13 protein-coding genes are annotated in these 20,113 nt (G+C 67.2%); 7 read left to right on the top strand and 6 right to left on the bottom strand.

The genetic code is table 11. The features are described 5' to 3' along the window. The first annotated feature begins 178 nt into the window (after positions 1-178). The 4 genes from BLP83_RS02385 (at position 179) to BLP83_RS02400 (ending at position 4,126) form a co-directional block, all read left to right on the top strand. Positions 179-697, top strand: a complete 519-nt coding sequence (locus BLP83_RS02385) for an RDD family protein (protein ID WP_176763976.1) — start codon at positions 179-181, stop codon at positions 695-697. 237 nt (positions 698-934) lie between these two features. Continuing rightward, the gene (locus BLP83_RS02390) at positions 935-2,371 is read left to right on the top strand and encodes a circularly permuted type 2 ATP-grasp protein (RefSeq protein WP_245679933.1); all 1,437 of its coding nucleotides are present in this window, start codon (positions 935-937) and stop codon (positions 2,369-2,371) included. Continuing rightward, positions 2,371-3,339 carry an alpha-E domain-containing protein gene (locus BLP83_RS02395; RefSeq protein ID WP_091238350.1) on the top strand — a complete coding sequence of 323 codons (969 nt, stop codon included), beginning with the start codon at positions 2,371-2,373 and terminating at the stop codon, positions 3,337-3,339. Before BLP83_RS02390 ends, BLP83_RS02395 begins: the two co-directional genes overlap by 1 nt. A 52-nt stretch (positions 3,340-3,391) precedes the next feature. Beyond that, entirely contained in the window at positions 3,392-4,126 is a 735-nt protein-coding gene (locus BLP83_RS02400; RefSeq protein WP_091238352.1) for a proteasome-type protease, read from the top strand. A gap of 215 nt (positions 4,127-4,341) precedes the next feature. Here BLP83_RS02400 and BLP83_RS02405 read toward each other — a convergent pair whose 3' ends face one another. The 3 genes from BLP83_RS02405 to BLP83_RS02415 all read right to left on the bottom strand — a co-directional run bounded on the left by BLP83_RS02405 (position 4,342) and on the right by BLP83_RS02415 (position 9,570). Further along, the gene (locus tag BLP83_RS02405) at positions 4,342-6,540 is read right to left on the bottom strand and encodes a GGDEF/EAL domain-containing response regulator (RefSeq protein ID WP_091238354.1); all 2,199 of its coding nucleotides are present in this window, start codon (positions 6,538-6,540) and stop codon (positions 4,342-4,344) included. Between the two features lie 42 nt (positions 6,541-6,582). Beyond that, positions 6,583-8,613, bottom strand: coding sequence for a PAS domain-containing sensor histidine kinase (locus BLP83_RS02410; protein WP_176763977.1), 2,031 nt, complete (start codon positions 8,611-8,613; stop codon positions 6,583-6,585). 222 nt (positions 8,614-8,835) lie between these two features. Beyond that, positions 8,836-9,570: a 16S rRNA (uracil(1498)-N(3))-methyltransferase gene (locus BLP83_RS02415; protein ID WP_091239416.1), complete on the bottom strand. Its 735-nt coding sequence runs from the start codon at positions 9,568-9,570 to the stop codon at positions 8,836-8,838. A gap of 191 nt (positions 9,571-9,761) precedes the next feature. Between BLP83_RS02415 and BLP83_RS02420 the strand changes: the two genes are divergently transcribed. The 3 genes from BLP83_RS02420 to BLP83_RS02430 all read left to right on the top strand — a co-directional run bounded on the left by BLP83_RS02420 (position 9,762) and on the right by BLP83_RS02430 (position 15,371). Beyond that, on the top strand, positions 9,762-12,200 hold the full coding sequence (locus BLP83_RS02420; protein WP_091238359.1) for a DEAD/DEAH box helicase: 2,439 nt from the start codon (positions 9,762-9,764) through the stop codon (positions 12,198-12,200). Positions 12,201-12,459: 259 nt separating this feature from the next. After that, positions 12,460-13,191, top strand: a complete 732-nt coding sequence (locus BLP83_RS02425) for a ribonuclease H-like domain-containing protein (RefSeq protein ID WP_245679934.1) — start codon at positions 12,460-12,462, stop codon at positions 13,189-13,191. Between the two features lie 203 nt (positions 13,192-13,394). Beyond that, entirely contained in the window at positions 13,395-15,371 is a 1,977-nt protein-coding gene (locus BLP83_RS02430) for a vanadium-dependent haloperoxidase (RefSeq protein WP_091238364.1), read from the top strand. A gap of 230 nt (positions 15,372-15,601) precedes the next feature. Here BLP83_RS02430 and hemN read toward each other — a convergent pair whose 3' ends face one another. The 3 genes from hemN to BLP83_RS02445 form a co-directional block, all read right to left on the bottom strand. Further along, complete coding sequence (gene hemN, locus BLP83_RS02435; protein ID WP_091238366.1) at positions 15,602-16,993, bottom strand: oxygen-independent coproporphyrinogen III oxidase; 1,392 nt, start codon at positions 16,991-16,993, stop codon at positions 15,602-15,604. Between the two features lie 67 nt (positions 16,994-17,060). Then, on the bottom strand, positions 17,061-17,963 hold the full coding sequence (locus tag BLP83_RS02440) for an acyltransferase (RefSeq protein WP_091238369.1): 903 nt from the start codon (positions 17,961-17,963) through the stop codon (positions 17,061-17,063). Positions 17,964-18,177: 214 nt separating this feature from the next. Further along, positions 18,178-19,965, bottom strand: coding sequence for an acyl-CoA dehydrogenase C-terminal domain-containing protein (locus BLP83_RS02445; protein WP_091238370.1), 1,788 nt, complete (start codon positions 19,963-19,965; stop codon positions 18,178-18,180). Positions 19,966-20,113 lie beyond the last annotated feature (148 nt).

Below are 20,113 nucleotides of genomic sequence, written 5' to 3' on the forward strand. Positions count from 1 at the left end.
CGTGACAATGGCGACTCCGCTTGCACCGCCCCATCGGGGCGATGCGCACGAACAGCGCGCTGGGGCCCGCCTGGGCTGTGATGCCGAGGCGATCTTACGGTTCTGCGAACTCGCAGCTGCCGCGGCGCTGCTAGACTCCAGGAGGGCCGGGGGAGCCGGCACTTCAAGGAGAAAGCCCGTGGATCCGAACCAGACGCCGCCACCCAACCCCTACGCCGCACCGCAAGCGGCTGTCTCTGATGTTGCCGTGGACACCGTTGGCGAGCTGGCCTCGCCCTGGCTACGGCTCGGGGGCTACATCATCGACTTGTTGATCCTGATGGTCGTGGTGTCGCCGGTGTACTTCATGCTTTTTTGGAGTGCCGTGAGTTCTGGTCAGCAACCTGGCTTTTTGACGGGTCTGGGTTTCTCGGTGTTCGTTTTCATCGTGTTTGTAGCGCTGCAGGGCTACTTCCTCAATCAGAGCGGTCAGACCATTGCCAAGAAGCTGCTGAAGATGAAGATCGTCGACGAGAACGGCAACAAGCCGGAGTTCGTGAAGCTGATCGGTCTGCGCTATGGCGTGGTGCAGCTTGCTCAGATCGTTCCATTTCTAGGCTTCCTCTACGCCATCGTCGATGCGCTCTTCATTTTCCGCGATGACCGCCGCCGCATTTCCGATCTGCTGGCGGGCACGCGCGTGGTGATGACCGAGTAAGGCGCCACCTCCGCCGCGAGCGGTACCGCAGGGGCGGCGCCGGCAGGCGTCGCCCCTGTGCTTTTGGGGCGCTGCGGGGCATTTCGTGCGCCTTGCCAGCGCTTGCTCGAGTCGCGCGCTCTTGATCTTCTGAGGCGCCTGTGTCCTATTGCATTGCAGCACGCGCGGCATCGGCTCGGGGGAGCCGACAGCGCCGGGACGCGCCGATCGGCCGTCGCAAGGGGAGGGACAGGGGGCGTGGCTAACCAGTACTTCGACGAGATGAATACGGATCCGCAGGGCTTGGCGTCGGCCGCCGTGCGTCCGCACTACCGGGCCTTCCACGAGTGGCTGCAGAGCACGCCGGAGCCGCGGATCGCGCAGAAGCGACGCGAGGCGGAGGTCGCCTTCCATCGGGTCGGCATCACCTTCACGGTCTACGGCGAGAAGTCGGGCACCGAGCGCCTGATTCCCTTCGACATCATCCCGCGCATCATCCCGGCCCACGAGTGGCGCCTGCTCGATACCGGCCTGCGACAGCGGGTTCGCGCGCTGAATGCCTTTCTGGCCGACATCTATGGGCCGCAGCGCATCGTCGAAAACGGCGTCATTCCACGCGAGCTGGTCCTGTTCAACGGTCAGTACCGGCCCGAAATGCGTGGACTGGGCCTGCCCGGCGACATCTATGCACACATCGCCGGCATCGACGTGGTACGTGCTGGCGATGGCGAGTACTACGTGCTTGAGGACAATCTGCGCGTGCCCTCGGGCGTGTCCTACATGCTCGAAAACCGCAAGATGATGATGCGGCTGTTCCCCGAACTGTTCGCAAGGCAAAGCATCGCGCCGGTCGAGGACTACCCCGATGCCCTGCTCGACATCCTGCGCAGCGTGGCGCCGGCCGGCGCTGAAGAGCCGACCGTGGCCCTGCTGACGCCCGGCGCCTACAACTCGGCCTACTACGAACACGCCTTCCTTGCCCAGCAGATGGGTATCGAACTGGTGGAGGGTCAGGACCTCATCGTCAGGGACGACACCGTCTACATGCGGACCACACGCGGTCCCCAGCGCGTGCACGTGCTGTACCGCCGCGTCGACGACGATTTCCTCGATCCGGAAGTGTTCCGCTCCGATTCGATGCTGGGCGTGCCAGGCCTCATGCGGGCCTACCGTGCGGGTCGGGTCAACCTGGCGAACGCCATCGGTACCGGCGTGGCGGACGACAAGTCCATCTATCCCTACGTCCCGGACATGATCCGTTTCTACCTGGACGAAGCGCCCATCCTCAACAACGTGCCGACCTGGAAGCTGCGCGAGCCGGAGGATCTGCGCTACGCGCTCGATCACCTCGACGAGCTGGTGGTCAAGGAGACCCAGGGCGCGGGCGGCTACGGCATGCTGATCGGGCCGACGTCGTCGCGCGCCGAGATCGAGGAATTCCGCCAGCGCATCCTTGCCAACCCTGCCGGCTACATCGCGCAGCCGACCCTGGCACTCTCGACCTGCCCGACCTTTGTCGCGACGGGCATCGCTCCGCGCCATATCGACCTGCGTCCCTACGTGCTCTCCGGCGAGGAGGTGCGGATCGTGCCCGGCGGGCTCACCCGGGTCGCCCTGCGCGAGGGCTCACTGGTGGTCAACAGTTCGCAGGGCGGCGGCACCAAGGACACCTGGGTTCTTGAGGAGGACGCCTGATGCTGTGTCGTACGGCCAGTGACCTGCTGTGGATGGCGAGGCACATCGAGCGCGTCGACAACGGTGCGCGCCTGATCGACTACGCCCATCGGGTGGCGCTGCTGCCCGATCGCCTGGAGAAAGGGCGTGCGCTCACCGAGTCGTGGGGTGCGGCCCTGAGCGCACTGGGCCTCGAAGCCGAATACGCGCGCCGCTACGGGCGGCTCGATGAGCATTCGGTCCTGCAGTTCCTGATCTTCGACGCCGACAACCCGAGCTCGATCTACGCCTGCCTGCATGCGGCGCGCGAATCCGGCCGCGCCCAGCGCGGTGCCATCAGTGCGGAGATGTACGAGGATCTCAACTCCAGCTGGATGCGCGTGCGTGACCTTGACTGGGACCAGCTCAACAGTGAGGGGCTCTCGCAGTTCCTCGACTGGGTGAAGCGCCGGTCCGCCGCGTTCCGCGGCATCACCCTGGGCACGCTGGTGCGCGACGAGGCCTACACCTTCCTGCAGCTGGGCACGTTCCTGGAGCGCGCCGACAACAGCCTGCGCCTGCTCGACATGTATTTCGGCGAGACGCGGCAGCGCCCCGAGCAGGAGGCGAGAAGCGCGGTCGAGTACTACCGCCTATCGGCCCTGCTGCAGGCGCTCTCGGCCTTCGAGACCTATCGCAAGATCTACCGCGACACCGTCGCTCCAGCGCGTGTCGCCGAGCTGTTGGTGCTGCGATCGGATATGCCGCGCTCGCTGGCGACCTGCGCCTCGGCGATCCACCGCAACGTCGAAAGCCTGGCCGGCGGACGCCGTCTGGAGGTCGTCCGCCAGTGCGGGGCGCTGGCGTCCGAGCTGCGCTATGCGCGCATGGAAGCCCTGCTGGCGCCTGGAACGAGCGCGTTTCTGAAGTCGGTGATGGCGCGACTGTATGCGATCTCGGACGGCATCTTCCGCGAGTTCATGCTGTCGACCGACGTGGTGTCGGCATGACCGCGCCGGACGCTCCCGCTATGCTCTTGCGCCCCGTTTGGCCGGATCGACCATGACCTACTGCCTCGGCATGAATCTCGACGCCGGCCTGGTGCTGGTGTCCGACTCGCGCACCAATGCGGGCGTCGACAACGTCGGCCGTTTCGAGAAGATGCGGGTCTTCGCGCGCGAGGGGGAGCGGGTGGTGGTGACACTGTCCGCGGGCAACCTGTCCGTCACCCAGAACGTGCTGAGCCTGCTCGAGCAGCGTGCCCGCGGCGGCGGTGAGCACAGCCTGTGGTCCGCCGAATCCCTGTATGACGTGGCCTGCCTGCTCGGCGAGGCCATGCGCGAAGTGCAGCGGCGTGACGGTGACTATCTGCGCAAGCACAACATCGATGCATCGGCGAGCTTCATTGTGGCGGGACAGATCCGCGGCGAGGCGCCGCGCATGTTTCTCGTCTACACCGAAGGCAATTTCATCGAGACCTCGCACGACACGGCGTTCTTCCAGATTGGTGAGATCAAGTACGGCAAGCCCATCCTGGATCGCGTGATCGAACCCTCCACCGCCCTGCACGATGCGGTGAAGTGCGCGCTGATCTCCTTCGACAGCACCATGCGCAGCAACATCTCGGTCGGCCCGCCGCTGGACGTGCTGGTCTACGAGCGCGACAGCTTGAAGCTGGGCCTGCAGAAGCGGCTGGACGAAGGTGACCCCTACCTGCAGCGCATCCGCCAGCAGTGGGGCGAAGGCTTGCGACGCGTGTTCACCGGGCTCGAAGGGCCGGATTGGACACGCGCCTGAGTTCCGGTTGAAGGGTGGGCGCACTGTGGCACCGGGCACCCAGCATGGGGCCGTGCGTCGAAGGGCGGGTGGCGTCCGCTGAGTCCGCGCTGCCCGAGCCGGGTGCCGGCCGACGGCGGCTCGCGCTCCCGAGTCTCGTGAGGCAACAAGGTCGCGGCTCTGTCCGCTGATCGGGCATCGAAGGACGCCACCGGGCATCACCGATCCTGAATTCCTCAGCCTTGCCTCAGGAATGCGAGCAGATCGTCTGCCTGCATGGGCTTGGCGAACAGGTAGCCCTGACCCACATCGCAGTCCAGCTCCTTGAGTCGGCTGAGCTGGGCGGGCGTTTCCACCCCTTCGGCAATGGTTTCCAGCCCCAGTCGGCCGGCCAGGCCCACGATCAGGTTGGCGATCGATGGATCGGTTTGCAGCATGCCCACGAAGGAGCGGTCGATCTTGATGCGCTGCACCGGCAGGCGGCGGATCACCGAGAGCGAGGAGTAGCCGGTGCCGAAGTCATCGACCGAAATGCTCGCGCCCAACTGGCGAACCCGTTTCAGGGTCTCGACGATGTGATCAAGATCCTCGATCGCAACCGATTCAGTCAGCTCGATCTCCACGTCGCGCGGGTCAGTACCGCAGTCGGCCATGGCGCGCTCCAGCGAGTCGACGAAATCGGGCTCCCTGAACTGGATGTGCGAGACGTTGATGGCGATGCGGAAGGGGCCGCTCGCCGCGGCCTTGAAGCGCCGATGTTCGCGGAAGGCGACGCGCATGATCCATTGGCCGAGCGGCACGATCAGGCCGGATTCCTCGGCCAGCGGGATGAAGCGATCCGGCGCGACATAGTCACCCTGGTCGTTCTTCCAGCGCAGCAGGGCCTCGGCACCCAGGATGGCACCCGTGGCGAGTTCGACGAAGGGCTGGTAGACGAGGAACAGGCGCTCGGCCAGGAAGGACGCGCGCAAGTCGTTGAGCAGCAGCAGCCGCTCCTTGGCGGCTTCCGATTGGCTGGACTCGAAGTAGAGGCACTTGCTGCGCGCCAGCATCTTGGCCTGCTTCAGCGCGATCGAAGAGTTCTGCAGGGCCGCGCGGCATGTAGTGTTTTCCTGTCTGCAGTCCACCAGGCCGCAGGTGGCGGTGAGCCGAAGTGCGTGATCGCCCACCTGGAAGGGCTCGGAGAACAGCGCGGCCAGGGTGTCGGCGTTGACCCGCTCCCGCGGCCCGGCAAGGCCGAACACGTCGGTTCCGAGTCGTGCGGCGATCACGGGGTCCGGGAACCGCTCTTCGATCCGTCTCGCCACGGCGAGCAGTACCTCGTCGCCGAAGCTGAAGTCGAGCACGCTGTTGATGCCCGAGAAGTTGTCGATGTCGATCTGGGCCACCACGGCATCGCCGTGGCCGAGATCGCGCACCCGCTCGATGAAGGCATTGCGATTGGGAAGGCCGGTCAGCGGATCGACATAGGCCAGCTGTGCGATCCGCTGCTGCAGGAAGACGTTCTCGAAGCCGGCGGTGATGTTGGTGCTGAACACCTCGACGAGGTGCTGGTCAATGCCGTCCAAGGGGGCGGGGGTATCCAGATAGGCGGCGACGCCGGCGCTGTGGCTCACCGGAAAATGCAGGTAGGTGCCGGCATCGGTGATGGCCCTGCGCAGTCGCAGGGCGTCCTTGAGGCGTGACGCCACGCGCGTGTCGGGCAGGGCCTCCAGCGGCAGCCCGATGAAGGGGGCGAACCGGCCAGCCGCAGCAAGCACCATCGGCGGATCGCCGGGTGAGGGCGCAGAGGCGCAGACCAGGCCCTCGGGCTCCATGCCGAGCAGGGCGCAGAGTTGGGTGACCACTCCATCGGCGAAGCGCTTGATCCCCTTTGAGCGGCCGAGATCGATGCTCGCCGCAATGATGTTCTCCAAGCCCTCGCGCGTAGCCTCGAGCTGGCGGATCTGCCGGTAGGAGCGGATCGCCACGGTCAGGCTGGTGAACAGACGTATACGCGTCAGCTCAGCCTTGGATTTGTAGTCGTTGATGTCGTATCGGGTGATGGTCTCCACCTCGGGCGCGTAGCCAGGCTGGCCGGTGCGCAGCACGATGCGAAGCTCGCGACGCTCCAGCCCCTCGCGCGCATACCTGACGAGATCGAGGCCGGCTCTCTCGGACTCCATCACCACATCCAGCAGCAGCACGGCGATGTCGGGATGGGCGGCGAGCACCTCCCGAGCCTCGCTGGCCGAGTGGGCGTGCAGGAACAGCAGCCGCCGACCCTCCATCTGGATGTCGCGCAGGGCCAGAAGGGTGGCGCTATGCACGTCCGGCTCGTCGTCGACGATCAGGATCTTCCAGCAATCGACGTGAGGATGCGTCTCGCGGTCGCCCGAGGGCTCCGGAGCGAAGTCGAAGAGCGGCTCACTGTTCGGATGGGCGGTTGGCACCATGGGGGATTCCGGCGGGGCGTCCTGGGGCTTGGCGTGCAAGCGTCATGCCGTCCGTTTTGCGCCCCGCGAGTCGGGAATCTCGATGGTGAACGTGGTGCCTTCACCCAGCCTGCTGTCGACCGAGATCCGCCCCCCGAGAACGCTCGTCACCAGGTTGTAGAGGATGTGAAGCCCAAGCCCGGACCCCCCCTGCCCGAATCGGGTGGTGAAGAAGGGCTCGAAGATGCGGCCCAGGTGCTCGTCGGCGATGCCCGCGCCGTCGTCCCGCACGCTCAGCTGCACCCAGCCGTTGCCTGCGCGGCGTCCATCGATGTGCAGCGAGCCCTGTTCACGCTCGGTGTAGGCATGGGTGACCGCATTGCTGATGAGGATCATCAGGGTTTGCGAGAGCGCGCCCGGGAAACTGTCGAGCTGGATCTCCGGCTCGATGTCGATGCCCAGTTGGATGCCCGCCTTGCGCAGGGAAGGGGTCATCACGATGCCCACTTCGGCCACCAGATCAGCCAGCCCGAAGCGTCGCTGCTGATGGCTGGCCTGGTCCACCGCCAGCTGCTTGAAATTGTTCACGAGGTCGGCGGCGCGCTGCAGGTTGCGGCTGAGCATGTCGGAGGCCTCGCCCACGGTGTCCATGAAGGCGTGCAGTGCCTGTCGCGTCAAGCCGCTCTCCAGCGATCTCTGCAGAGCTTCGTGCGCATGCTTGACCGTCGAGGCTACGGTGATGGCGTTGCCGATCGGCGTGTTCAGTTCGTGCGCCACCCCGGCGACCAGCGAGCCGAGGGCGGCGAGCTTCTCGGATTGGATCAGGTCCTGCTGGGTCCGGCCAAGGTCCAGGAGCGCTCTTGACAGCTCGCCCGTACGTTGTTGCACGCGGGCCTCCAAGTTCTGGTTGAGCTCTTCCAGCTTGCGCTCGACCTCCTTGCGTTCGCTGATGTCGCGGACGAAGCAGTTGTTGTATTCCCGGCCATCGAAGGCCAGGTAATTGGCGATAACCTCCACCGGGAACAGCGTGCCGTCCTTGCGCCGATGTCGCGTCTCGAAGCGCAGGCGTCCGCGCTCACGGAGTTCTTCGAAGACGGCCTTCGCGCTTGCCGCCGGGAAGTCGGGATCGATGTCTGCAACCTCCATCGTTGCCAGTTCTTCCCGCGTGTAGCCGAGGTTGGTGCAGGCGGTGTCGTTGACGAAGAGAAAACGCGTATCCGGGGCGATCAGGAAGAACGCATCGCCTGCGCGCTCCACTGCGAACTGGGTCAGCCGCAGCGCGGTTTCGTCCTGCTTGCGCTGGGTCAGGTCGCGCGTCAGCCAGACGCCGATTCGGCGATCGCCAAGCTCGATCCGCTTGGCCGAGACCTCGCAGTAGAGCGTGCTGCCCGAACGGTCACGGCAGGTGATCGGCGCGGATTCCACCTGTCCAGCGCGCGCGAGCTGATCGATCAGCTCGCGGTAGCGGCTCGGGTCGGCAAACAGTCCGAGTTCCTCGCCGCTGCGACCGACCGCGACCTCACGATCGATGCCGAAACATTCGCCCCACCTTCGATTGACGTCGATGAAGCGGCCGCTCTCGATATCGAGGGTGGCGAGCGGCTCAGGCATGAGCTGAAAGGTTGCCGCCAGCAGGGCGCGACTGTCGCTGAGGCGATCCTCGGCCTGCTTGCGGTCGGTGATGTCGGTGATGAAGCCATCGAGGTAGAGCACCTCGCCGCGGGCGTCGCGGACGGCGCGCCCGGTCTCGGCCACCCAGCGGTAGTAGCCCGCACGGTGGCGTACCCGGTACTGGATCTGCCAGCTGCGATCCGCCCGGATCGCGGCATGCACTTCCGCCGCCACGCGGTCATTGTCCTCGGGGTGGTTGAGCTTGCCGTAGGAGATCACCGCGTTGTTCAGCAGTTCCTCGGCGCGGTAGCCGGTGATGCTGTCGATGCTGCTGCTGAGGTAGAGCATGGTCCAGTCTTCATCGCATCGGCAGCGGAACGCCGTGCCCGGCAGGTTCTCGAGCAGTGACTGGAACTGATCGTGGCTGGCGCGCAGTTCCGCCAACGCGCCCTGCGACTGCGCGAATTCCTTGTCTGTGGCCACAGCGCTGCCTCTTATGACGGGGGTGCAGTCCGGGCGTGATCGCGTTGTGAGGACGCGCGCAGCCCGTGGATTCACCCGCCCATGCAAAATCGGCGCCCGTATGGGCAACCGCGCGGGTGGGCCCGTGGCGGCGCTCACAGTCGGGCGACTGGGCTATTGGACCGCGGTCCGCGAGCGCCCGCCTCTGTGGGCCGCCAGCGCGGACGGGCGCGCCGGGACAGCTCAGCCCCAGTCGCCGCGCAGGGCTTGCAGCGCCGCCAGGGCGGCGATACCGGCGGTTTCCGTGCGCAGAATGCGTGGCCCGAGGCGCAGGCCCTGGGCGCCGGCCGCGCGCAGCTGTCCGAGATCGCGTGGACTCAGGCCGCCCTCGGGACCGATCACCAGGGTCAGTCGTTCGAAGGCCGGCAAGGCGGACAGGCTGTGTTCGCCGTCGGGATCCAGCGCCAGGATCAGGTGGCCGTCGGCCCTTGAGGCCGCGAGGAAATCCGCCAGCGCGCGCGGCTCCTCGATCTGCGGCAGGCGCGCGCGTCCGCACTGCTCGCAGGCGCTGGCGACCACGCCGCGCCAGTGCTGCAGTCGCCGGTCGGCGCGTTCGGCATCGAGTTTGACCTCGGTACGCTCAGTGACCACGGGTGCAATTCGGCTGACGCCCAGCTCGGTGGCTTTCTGCAGCACCCAGTCCATCTTCTCGCCGCGCGCCAGCGCCTGCGCCAGGGTCACCTGCAGCGGCGATTCGCGCTGGACCTCTATCCGCGCTTCGACCTGCACCTCGGCGCTGCGCTTGGCGACCGCACTGATCCGCGCGCGGTAGTCGTAGCCATCGCCGTTGAACAGCAGCACCTCGTCGCCGAGGCCAAGGCGCAGCACGCGCAGCAGGTGGGTGGCGGCGGATTCGGGCAGGGCGAGGGTCTGGCCCTCGATCAGCTCGGCGTCGATATGGCTGCGGATGCTGCGCATGGCGGTGTCTGGCATCGGAAAACAGGCGTGAATGTACCAGCGGTCTCGCATGGCGCTTGCGTCGATGCGGCACACGCGCGTCGGCGCAAAGAGCGCGGGTGACGGGGTCGGCGCGCGCCCGTGCGCCCCAGTCTCAGGCCCTGAGACAGCGCTGCGCTTCGCTTGCCGCCCCGCGCTTCGAGCCCGTCGCCATGTCCCTGCCTGCGCCCTTGCCCTATGCCCCGCAGCTGATCGAAACGCACAGCCGTGCCATCGCCGAGGCGCCGCGCATCGAGCGAGTCCGTGCCGACCGGCTCACCGGCAAGCTCAAGCACAAGTACGGCAGCCGCATCACCGGGCATTCGGTGCAGCCGGCGCGCGAGGGCCGCTACGCCGAGCTGCCCGCCGACCTGCCGGCACCGATCGCGAATGCGCTGCGCGCGCGCGGCATCGAGCGTCTCTACAGCCACCAGGCGGAGGCCTGGCAGCGCGCGCAGGCCGGCGAGAATTTCGTGGTGGTGACACCGACCGCCTCGGGGAAGACGCTCTGCTACACCCTGCCGGTGCTGGCCGGCGCCATCGAGAATCGCAGCAAGGCGCTCTATCTGTTCCCGACGAAGGCTCTGGCTCAGGACCAGCTGGCCGAGCTGCTGGAGTTGAATCGCGCCGGCGGGCTCGGCATCAAGGCCCACACCTTCGACGGCGACACGCCCGGCGATGCGCGCCAGGCGATCCGCCTGCACGGTGATCTGGTGATCAGCAATCCGGACATGCTGCACCAGGCGATCCTGCCGCACCACACCAAGTGGGCGCAGTTCTTCGAGAACCTGCGCTACGTGGTGATCGACGAGATCCACAGCTACCGCGGCGTGTTCGGCGCGCATCTCGCCAACGTGCTGCGCCGGCTGCAGCGGATCTGCGCCTTCTATGGAGCGAAGCCGCAATTCATCCTGGCCTCGGCGACGATCGGCAATCCGGCCGAGCATGCCTCAGCGCTGATCGGCGCGCCTGTCGAGGCGATCACCGACAGCGGCGCACCCAGCGGCGAGAAACACCTGCTGCTGTGGAACCCACCGATGGTCAATCGCGAACTCGGCATCCGCGCCTCGGCGCGCTCGCAGAGCACCCGCATCGCCCGGCTGGCGATCAAGGCCGGCCTGAAGGCGCTGGTATTCGCGCAGACGCGGCTCTTGGTCGAGGTCATCACCAAGTACCTTAAGGACGTCTTCGACCACGACCCGCGGCTCCCGCCGCGGATTCGCGGCTACCGCGGCGGCTACCTGCCGACCGAGCGCCGCGAGGTCGAGCGGGCCATGCGCGAGGGCCGCATCGATGGCCTGGTAGGCACCTCGGCGCTGGAGCTCGGCGTCGATATCGGGGCGCTGGATGTGGTCGTGCTGAACGGCTATCCGGGCAGCATCGCCGCGACCCGCCAGCGGCTCGGCCGCGCTGGCCGCCGTGGCCAGCCCAGCTTGGGCGTGCTGGTCGCCGGCAGCACCGCGCTGGACCAGTACATCGTGCGGCATCCGGAGTTCTTCGAATCGGCCTCGCCGGAGATGGCGCGCATCCACGCCGACCATCCGCTGATCCTGCTCGACCACATCCGCTGCGCGGCATTCGAGCTGCCCTTTGTCGAAGGCGAACGTTTCGGCGGCGTCGAGCCCGCGCCCTGGCTGGAGGTGCTGGCCGAGGCCGAGGTGCTGCACCAGGAGTCCGGCCGCTGGGAATGGATCGCCGACAGCTTTCCGGCCAATGCGGTGTCGCTGCGCTCGATCGCCGATGGCAATTTCGTGGTGGTCGACCGCAGCGACGGGCGCCAGCAGATCATCGCCGAGGTCGACTACTCGGCGGCCGCGCTGACGCTGTACGAGGGCGCGATCTATCTGCTGCAGTCGCAGCCCTTCCAGGTCGAGAAACTCGACTGGACCGGCCGCAAGGCCTACGTCACACGGGTCAGCGTCGACTACTACACCGACGCCATCGACTACACACGCCTGCGTGTGCTGGAGCGCTTCGACGGCAGCAAGGCGGGCGAGGGCAGCTGCCATCACGGCGAGGTGCACGTCGTGCGCCGTGTCTCGGGCTACAAGAAGATCCGCTACTACACCCACGAGAACATCGGCTATGGCCCGGTCAACCTGCCGGACCAGGAGCTGCACACCACGGCGCTGTGGTGGTCGCTGCCGGCGGAGGTGCTGGAGTCGGGTTTCGACAGCCGGCAGGACGCGCTGGATGCCTTCCTCGCCGCCGCCCACGCGCTGCATCTGGTGGCGGGGCTGTCGGCCATGGCCGAGGCCCGCGACCTGCAGCAGTCGGTCGGCAGCGCCGATGGCAGCTGGAGCCGGGTCGAAGGCTTCGGCCGCGACTTGCCCGATGCCGCCGAGGCAGACAGCCGCTTCGCGCCGGCAGTGTTCCTCTATGACAACTACCCCGGTGGTATCGGTCTGTCGGAGCCGCTGTTCAAGCGTCGAACCGAACTGGTGCGGGCGGCGCTGGATCTGGTCGAGGCCTGCGACTGCGCAGCGGGATGCCCGGCCTGCGTGGGGCCGGCCCTGCAGGTCGATGAAGAACAGGGCAAGCAGGGGGCGGGACCGAAGGGGTTGGCCCAGCGCGTGCTGGAGCTCTGGGGCGGGCAGGCTGCGCATGGCTGAACTCGCCGAGCGTCTGCGGCGCCTTCGAGCGCAGGCCGGTGCACCGCCAGAGCCGGTGCCCGTGCGTACCGCGCCAACGGTCGACACAAGCCCGCCCGCAATGTCCACGCAGTCGGCGCTCCATCCACCGCCAGCGCGCGTGGACGGCCTCAAGGTTCTGCTGCGGCGGCAGGTGGCGCGGTCGGGCCACGGCGCTGTTTCGAACGTGGCGGCAGGCCCTCCAGCAGAAGGGGAGGGCGTCCTGATCCCGGGGCCGACTGTGGGTGTCGCGATTTCGTCGCAGGCTCCCGGCACCGAGATCAGCCACGGCCTGTTCGAGCATCGCGAGCTGCTCGCGATGCCTGCGCCAGTGCCCTGGCTGTGGCTGCCCGATCTGCATCCGCAGCTGCTGCCCACTGATGCCCTGCTGCACTTCGATACCGAGACGACGGGCCTGGCGGGCGGCACCGGCACGCGAGCCTTCATGTTGGGATTCGCGCGCTGGCGGCCTGAAGGGCTCGAGGTCCGCCAGCTGTGGATCAATGCCCTCGGCGCCGAGCCGGCGATGCTGGAGCGCTTTGCGCAGTGGCTCGCCGAAGGCGCCTTCCAGCTGGTCAGCTACAACGGCCGCAGCTTCGACGCGCCTCTGCTGCGCGCGCGCTATCGCCTCAGCCGTCAGCGCGATCCGCTGGCGGGGCTGCCGCACCACGACCTGCTGCACGCGGTGCGGCGCCGCTTCCGCCGTGAGTGGCCGAACTGTCGGCTGGCCGAAGCCGAGGCGCGCCTGCTCGGCGTGCGCCGGATCGATGACCTGCCCGGTGCGGCGGCGCCCGCGGCTTTCCTGGAAGCCCTGCGCGGCAGCAGCGCGGCACCGCTGCAGCGCGTGCGCGCGCATCATTTCCAGGATCTGGTGAGCCTGGCTGGGTTGCTGCCGCGGCTGTGCGAGCTGGCGTTCCAGGCGCCGCGCAGCTGGAGCCTGCAGGCCTCGCTGGCAGTTCGCGGCGGCGGATGAGTCGCCGACCATCGCTGCGGTCTTGTTCTGTGTGAAATTTCCTTTGACGGATGTCTTGGAAAAGTGATATTTCGACTATCACGTCTGGGAGCAGCTCGGCTTCCGAGCGGCAGCTGCGCGGACGGAGGCGGAGCGAGTGGCCTCGCGTTGAGAGTGGCGTCTGTCGGCCCTCAGGCACCCCACTTCCGAACCCGAGGCTGCCAATGCGTCATTCCCTGCTGCGTTCCGCCCTGCTGCTTGCCCTTGGCTGTTCCGCCGCGCTACCCGCGGCCGCCAGCGTCGTCCGCGAATGGAACGAGACCCTGCTGGAGGCGGTGCGTGAAAACGCGCCGCGGCCAACCGTGGTCTCGCGGACCCTGTTCATGACGTCGGCGGCGGCCTATGACGCCTGGGCCGCCTTCGATGCGCGCGCACTGGCGGCAACGCCGGCGAACCGCGGCCTACGCCGTCCGTCCGCCGAGCACACCGAGGCGAACCGCCGCATCGCAGTCAGCCATGCGATGTTCCAACTGCTCCTGCACGCCTACCCGAGCGAGCGCCCGCGCTTCGAGGCGCGCATGCGTGCGCTGGGCCTGGACCCCGGCTTCCAGTCGACCGATCCGGCCACGCCGGCCGGCCTCGGCAACCGGGTCGCGCAGAACGTCATCAGCGCCCGCGCCAACGATGGCAGCAACGCCGCCCGCAATTTCGCGGACACCGCCAATGCGGTGTTTCCCGTGCCGTATGCCGCGGTCAACGCGGCTGACCCGGCCGCACCGAACGCCCCGGGCGGTGCGCAGTTCGATCTCAACCACTGGCAGCCGCTGCGCGTGCCCACCGGCACCGTACGCGACGCTCAGGGCCAGCCCGTGGTCGACCCAACGCGGCCGGAGTCCTACCGCGACCAGACCTTCCTAACCCCGCACTGGGGCTCGGTGCGGCCGTTCGCGATCGCCTCGGCTGCCGCCCTGCTGCCACCGGCGCCGCCGCGCCATGGCTCGCAGGAGCCCTATGTCGATGCCATGGGCCAGCGCAGCACCTCGCATGAGGCCTTCGTCCGCCAAGTTACCGAGGTGCTTGAGATCAGCGGCGCGTTGGACGACCGCACCAAGGTGATCGCCGAGTTCTGGGCGGACGGCCCGCGGTCGGAAACCCCGCCCGGCCACTGGAACCAGCTGGCACAGGGCGTGTCGCTGCGCGACGGCCATGACATCGGCGCGGATGTGCGCCTGTTCCTGGCCCTGAACGGTGCGCTCATGGACGCTGGCATCGCCACCTGGAATGCGAAGCGCGTCTACGACCTCGTGCGTCCGGTCTCGGCCATCCGCCATCTCTTCCATGGCGAGCAGGTGCGCGCCTGGGTTGGGCCGAATCAGGGCACCGGCATGATCCTGGGCCAGCATTGGCAGCCCTACCAGGAGTCGACCTTCGTGACGCCGCCGTTCTCCGAGTTCACTTCGGGCCACAGCGGCTTCAGCGCGGCCTCCGCGGCGGTGCTGGAGGGAATGACCGGCAGCCCGCGCTTCTTCGACGGGGTCACCCGCATCGACCGCGATCTGGATCGCGACGGCCAGCCCGATCTGATCGGCGAGTTCCGCGCCCAGCCGGGCTATCTGCGCTTCGAGACCGGGCCGGCCGCCCCTGTCGTGCTGCGCTGGCCGACTTTCAAGGACGCCGCGGACGAGGCCGGTTTCTCTCGACTCTACGGCGGCATCCACTTCCAGGACGGTGACTTGCGCGGACGCGAGATTGGCGAGCAAGTGGGCGCCGCGGTGCTGCAGCGCGTGCAGGCGCTGGCGTCCGGTGCGCTGCCGATCGGCGCCGGGTTCACCGGCGTGTGGATGGACCCTGCGCGCGATGGCGAGGGCCTGTCGCTGCAGATCGATGCCGCCGGCACCGTCGTGGTTCAGTGGAATACGTATGACAACGAGCGTCGGCAGATGTGGCTGGTGGGTTCGGCCCGGGCCAATCCCGATGGCAGCGTGACGGTGCCGCTGATTTCAACTTCGGGCGCGCGCTTCGGCGTCGCGTTCAACCCCGCCGATGTGCGCACCCAGGCCTTCGGCAGCCTCAGCCTGCGTTTCACCGACTGTGACCGCGCTGAGGCCAGCTACACGCCCACCGTGGCGGGCTACGGCGCCGGCCAACTCAGACTGCAGCGCCTGTTCAACCCGGGCGGCAGCCGCTGCGGCGAGCTCTGAAACGACGAAGGCAAGGCTGAAGAGTTCAGGGTTGTCGCGCGCCATGGAGGGCGCGCCCGCGGATCAAGCACCGGATCCCTGATCCAGCGAAAGCGAGTCCGGACCCGGGCCGGACTCGCGACCACGGGTCAAGGACAGGAGGGACTTGGTCCGTGTTGCCCTAAGGGACGACGCAGGTGCGTCGTCCCTTCCGTTGCTTGCCCGCGCTCGCGGTTGCGTTGCCGCGGCGCTCAGATCGCCTTGGAGAAGCGCACCGGCTGCGCGGGGTTGCGCAGGTAGCGGTCGAAGCACATCGCCACCACACGCATGAGCAGACGCCCACGCGGGGTGATGCGGATGAAGTCTGGCTCCAGGCTGACCAGCCCGTCCTCAACCAGCGGCGGTAGCTGTAGCAGGGCGTCTTCGAAGTAGCTGTCGAAGTGGATGCCGTAGCGGCCCTCAAGCCCGCGCTTGTCGATCTCGCCTTGGCACATCAGGTGCTGGATCAGGTCGGCGCGCAGCACATCGTCGGTGTCCAGGGTCAGCCCGCGGACGATCGGCAGGCGGTCCGCCTCGACCGCCTCCACGTAGGCACCGAGTTCGCGGGCGTTCTGTGCGAAGTGGTCGCCGATCCGGCTGATCGCACTCATGCCCAGTCCGATCAGATCGGTCTCGGCATGCGTGGTGTAGCCCATGAAGTTGCGCTGCAGGCTGCCGGCTCGCTGGGCGCGCGCGAGCTCGTCCTCGGGCAGGGCGAAATGGTCCATGCCGATGTAGTGATAGCCCGCCGCCGAGAGCTTCTCGATGGCGAGCTGCAGCAGGCGCAGCTTCATCTCCGGCGGCAGCAGGTCTTCAATCTTGATTTGCTTCTGTGCCTTGAACAGGTCCGGCAGGTGGGCGTAGCTGTAGACCGCGAGACGGTCCGGGCGCACCGCAATCACGGTGTCCAGCGTGCGCGCGAAGCCCTCGAGGTTCTGTCGCGGCAGGCCGTAGATCAGGTCGATGTTGACACTGCGAAAGCCGTTGTGGCGGCAGGCCTCGATAACGGCCAAGGTGTCCTCGACGCTCTGGATGCGGTTCACCGCTTCCTGCACATCGGGGTCGAAATCCTGCACGCCCAGGCTGGCGCGGTTGAAACCCAGCTCGGCCAGATGGGCGATACCGGCGGGATCGACGCTGCGGGGGTCGAGCTCGATCGAGAAATCGCGGTCGCTGCGGGTACTGAATTTGAATTCGCGGCCGAGGCTGAGGATCAGCTGCTCCATCAACTCGGGCTTTAGGAAGTTGGGTGTACCGCCGCCCAAGTGCAGCTGCACCACTTCGCGATCGCGGTCGAACAGCGGTGCCACCAGGCCGATCTCGCGCTGCACGTGTCCAAGGTATTTCTCGCCGCGGCCCAGATCGCGCGTGATGATGCGGTTGCAGCCGCAGTAGAAGCAGGGCGACAAGCAGAAGGGGACATGCACGTACAGCGAGAGCGAGCGTGGGATCGGATCGGCATTGCTCTCACGAGCGGCCAATCGATAGGCGCGGGCATCGAACTTCTCGGTGAAGTGCGGTGCGGTCGGGTAGGAGGTGTAGCGCGGACCGGGACGGTCATAGCGGCGCAACAGCTCGGCATCGAAGGGCGGGAGGGTCGGCATGGCGCGCAGTCTTGCGCCGACGCTACGCGCCCGCGTTGATCGCGATCAACCCAGGCGGATGCATGCCTCAACGCGCAGGCGGGTTGGCCAGCATTCGCCCCAGCTCTGCGTCCTTCTCTGCCCACAATCCGTTGAGCCAGCTCTGGAAGCGCTCTCGAAACTCGGCGTCTTCCTGATAATCGCGGCCCAGCAGATCGCGCGGCAGCGGGCGTGTCCGCACGCGCAGCCGGATCTCGGGAATGCGGCCCGCCAGCAGGTCGTACAGGCTGGGCCGGCCGGCAGGGTAGGCAATGCTCACGTCCACCAATGCCTGCAGGCTGTCGCCCATGGCCTGCAGCACGAAGGCGACACCACCGGCCTTGGGCGCCAGCAGGTAGGTGTAGGGCGAGTTCTGGCGCGCATGCTTGCCCGGCGTGAAGCGTGAGCCCTCGACGAAGTTCATCACCGACACCGGGGTGTAGCGGAACTTGGCGCAGGCTCGGCGGGTGGACTCGATGTCCTTGCCGCGCAGGCTGGGATCACGCGCGATCTGCTCGCGGGTGTGGCGGCGCATGAAGGGAAAGTCCAGCGCCCACCAGGCGAGGCCCATCACAGGCACCCACATCAGCTGTTGCTTCAGGAAGAACTTCAACATCGGAATGCGGCGGTTCAGCGCCATCTGCAGCACCGGGATGTCGACCCAGCTCTGATGGTTGGCGATGACCAGGTACCAGCCCTCGACCTGCAGCGCGTCGAGTCCCTCGAACACGTAGCGGGTCGGCGTCAGCAACCGCATCAGCGCGCTGTTGACCGCCACCCAGCTGGTGGCGATCGCGATCAGCAGCCGGGTCAGCCCAACCTGTGCCGCGCGGAAGCGCAGCACCAGTTTGAACAGTGCGAACAGCAGCAGCACCGGCACGTGGATGGCGGTGTTGAGCGCGACGAGACTGAAGGTGAACGCTGCGCGCAGCGACGCCAGAACGGGTTTCATCAGTGAGCGAGGATGGCGGCGGGGTGCGGGGAGTATGCCTTGGAGCGGAGATTGGAGATTCGGGATTCGGGATTCGCAGGGCTTTGCTGGTCTCGGGAGCGCCCAGTGCAACCCTTGATCAAGCACCCTCACGCGAGGTGAGCAAGCCTCGGGCCCCAATCAGCCGCGCCCGCTGCCAACGAATCCCGAATCCCCCACTCCCGAATTCCGGCTCTCAGAACATCTCTTCCCCGATCGCCATCAGGGTGTCCGCGCCCGCGCGTGCGGCGCGGAAGTGGTAGGCCGTTTCCGGCAGCAGGCGGCTGAAGTAGAAGCGGGCGGTATGCAGCTTGCCGGCGTAGAAGGCGTCGCCGCTGTCCTTTTTCTCCAGCGCGATGCGGGCCATGCGTGCCCAGAAGTAGCCGTAGACCAGATGGCCGACGATGCGCAGGTAGTGGGTCGCCGCGGCGCCCACCTCGTCCGGGTTGCCCATGGCCTTACCGCCGAGCTCCATGGTCAGCTGGGTCAGCTTCTGGCCCAGTTCGGCCAGCGGCGCGATGAACTCGGCCATGCCCGGATAGGCCTGTTCGGCCTCGGCGAACTTCGCGATCAGGGCGCCGAACTTCTGCAGGCGCTTGCCGCCGTCGCCCAGCACCTTGCGGGCCAAGAGGTCCAGCGACTGGATGCCGTTGGTGCCCTCGTAGATCATGTTGATGCGGGCGTCGCGGAGGTACTGGCTCATGCCCCATTCCTCGATGTAGCCGTGACCGCCGAACACCTGCTGGGCGAGCATGTTGGTTTCCCAGGTGTTGTCGGTGATGAAGGCCTTGACGATCGGTGTCAGCAGGGCCACGAGATCCGCGGCTTCCTCGCGCGCCGCCGGATCCGGATGCGACAGCTCGCGGTCGATGAGCTGGGCGATCCAAGCGGTGAACGCGCGGCCGCCTTCGGTGTAGGCCTTGGCGGTCAGCAGCATGCGGCGCACGTCGGGATGCACGATGATCGGATCCGCGGCCTTGTCCGGGTGCTTCGGCCCCGTCGCCGAGCGGCTCTGCAGGCGGTCGCGCGCGTAGGCCACCGCGTTCTGGTAGGCGGCTTCGGCCAGGCCCAGCGACTGCATGCCGACGCCGAGGCGCGCCGAGTTCATCATCACGAACATCGCATTCAGGCCGCGGTTCGGCTCGCCGATCATCCAGCCGGTGGCGTCGTCGAGGTTCATCACGCAGGTGGCATTGCCGTGGATGCCCATCTTGTGCTCGATCGAGCCGGCCTTGATGCCATTGCGGGCGCCCAGGCTGCCGTCTGCATTCGGCACGAACTTCGGCACCAGAAAGAGCGAGATGCCTTTGGTGCCGGCGGGCGCATCGGGCAGACGTGCCAGCACCAGATGCAGGATGTTCTCGGCCATGTCGTGCTCGCCGGCCGAGATGAAGATCTTGGTGCCCGACAGACGATAGCTGCCGTCGCCGTTCGGCTCGGCGCGGGTGCGCAGGATGCCGAGGTCGGTGCCGCAGTGCGGCTCGGTCAGGCACATCGTGCCGGTCCACTCGCCGGAGACGATCTTCGGCAGGTACAGATCCTTCTGTTCTTGGCTGCCGTGCGCCTTGATGCACTCGTAGGCCGAGTGCGACAGACCCGGGTACATCAGCCAGGCCTGGTTGGCCGAGTTGAACATCTCGTAGACCGAGTTGTTCAGCACGATGGGCAGGCCCTGTCCGCCGTAGGCGGGGTCACAGGCCAGCGAAGGCCAGCCCGCTTCGATGTACTGCTGGTAGGCCGCTTTGAAGCCGGTCGGGGTGGTGACCACGCCATCGCCGTGGTAGGTGCAGCCCTCACGATCACCGACCGCATTGAGCGGGTGGATCACGTTCGACGCGAACTTGCCCGCCTCTTCCAACACTGCATTGAGCATTTCCGCGTCGACCGCCTCGTAGGCAGGCAGGGTCTTCAGCTCGTTCTCCGCGTTCAGCAGTTCGAACAGCACGAAACGCATGTCGCGCAGGGGGGCGGTGTAGCTGGGCATGGTGGAGCTCCGGCAGGCCTTGAGGAGGACAGCCGCGGGCGGAAAGCCATACGCGGCCGTATGTTGGCGCCGCGCAGTATGCCGGAGAGGCGCGCTGATGTCAGCGCGGAAAGCGTGAAACCCTTTGGGAATCAGTTGTTTCGAATGG

Origin of the sequence: Aquimonas voraii (assembly GCF_900101825.1) — a bacterium.
Taxonomy (GTDB): domain Bacteria; phylum Pseudomonadota; class Gammaproteobacteria; order Xanthomonadales; family Xanthomonadaceae; genus Aquimonas; species Aquimonas voraii.

Coding starts and splice junctions, on each gene's coding strand:
- BLP83_RS02395 (WP_091238350.1), top strand. CDS start 2,371: ATGCTGTGTCGTACGGCCAGTGACCTGCTGTGGATGGCGAGGCACATC.
- BLP83_RS02400 (WP_091238352.1), top strand. CDS start 3,392: ATGACCTACTGCCTCGGCATGAATCTCGACGCCGGCCTGGTGCTGGTG.
- BLP83_RS02405 (WP_091238354.1), bottom strand. CDS start 6,540: ATGGTGCCAACCGCCCATCCGAACAGTGAGCCGCTCTTCGACTTCGCT.
- BLP83_RS02415 (WP_091239416.1), bottom strand. CDS start 9,570: ATGCGCAGCATCCGCAGCCATATCGACGCCGAGCTGATCGAGGGCCAG.
- BLP83_RS02420 (WP_091238359.1), top strand. CDS start 9,762: ATGTCCCTGCCTGCGCCCTTGCCCTATGCCCCGCAGCTGATCGAAACG.
- BLP83_RS02430 (WP_091238364.1), top strand. CDS start 13,395: ATGCGTCATTCCCTGCTGCGTTCCGCCCTGCTGCTTGCCCTTGGCTGT.
- hemN (WP_091238366.1), bottom strand. CDS start 16,993: ATGCCGACCCTCCCGCCCTTCGATGCCGAGCTGTTGCGCCGCTATGAC.
- BLP83_RS02440 (WP_091238369.1), bottom strand. CDS start 17,963: ATGAAACCCGTTCTGGCGTCGCTGCGCGCAGCGTTCACCTTCAGTCTC.
- BLP83_RS02445 (WP_091238370.1), bottom strand. CDS start 19,965: ATGCCCAGCTACACCGCCCCCCTGCGCGACATGCGTTTCGTGCTGTTC.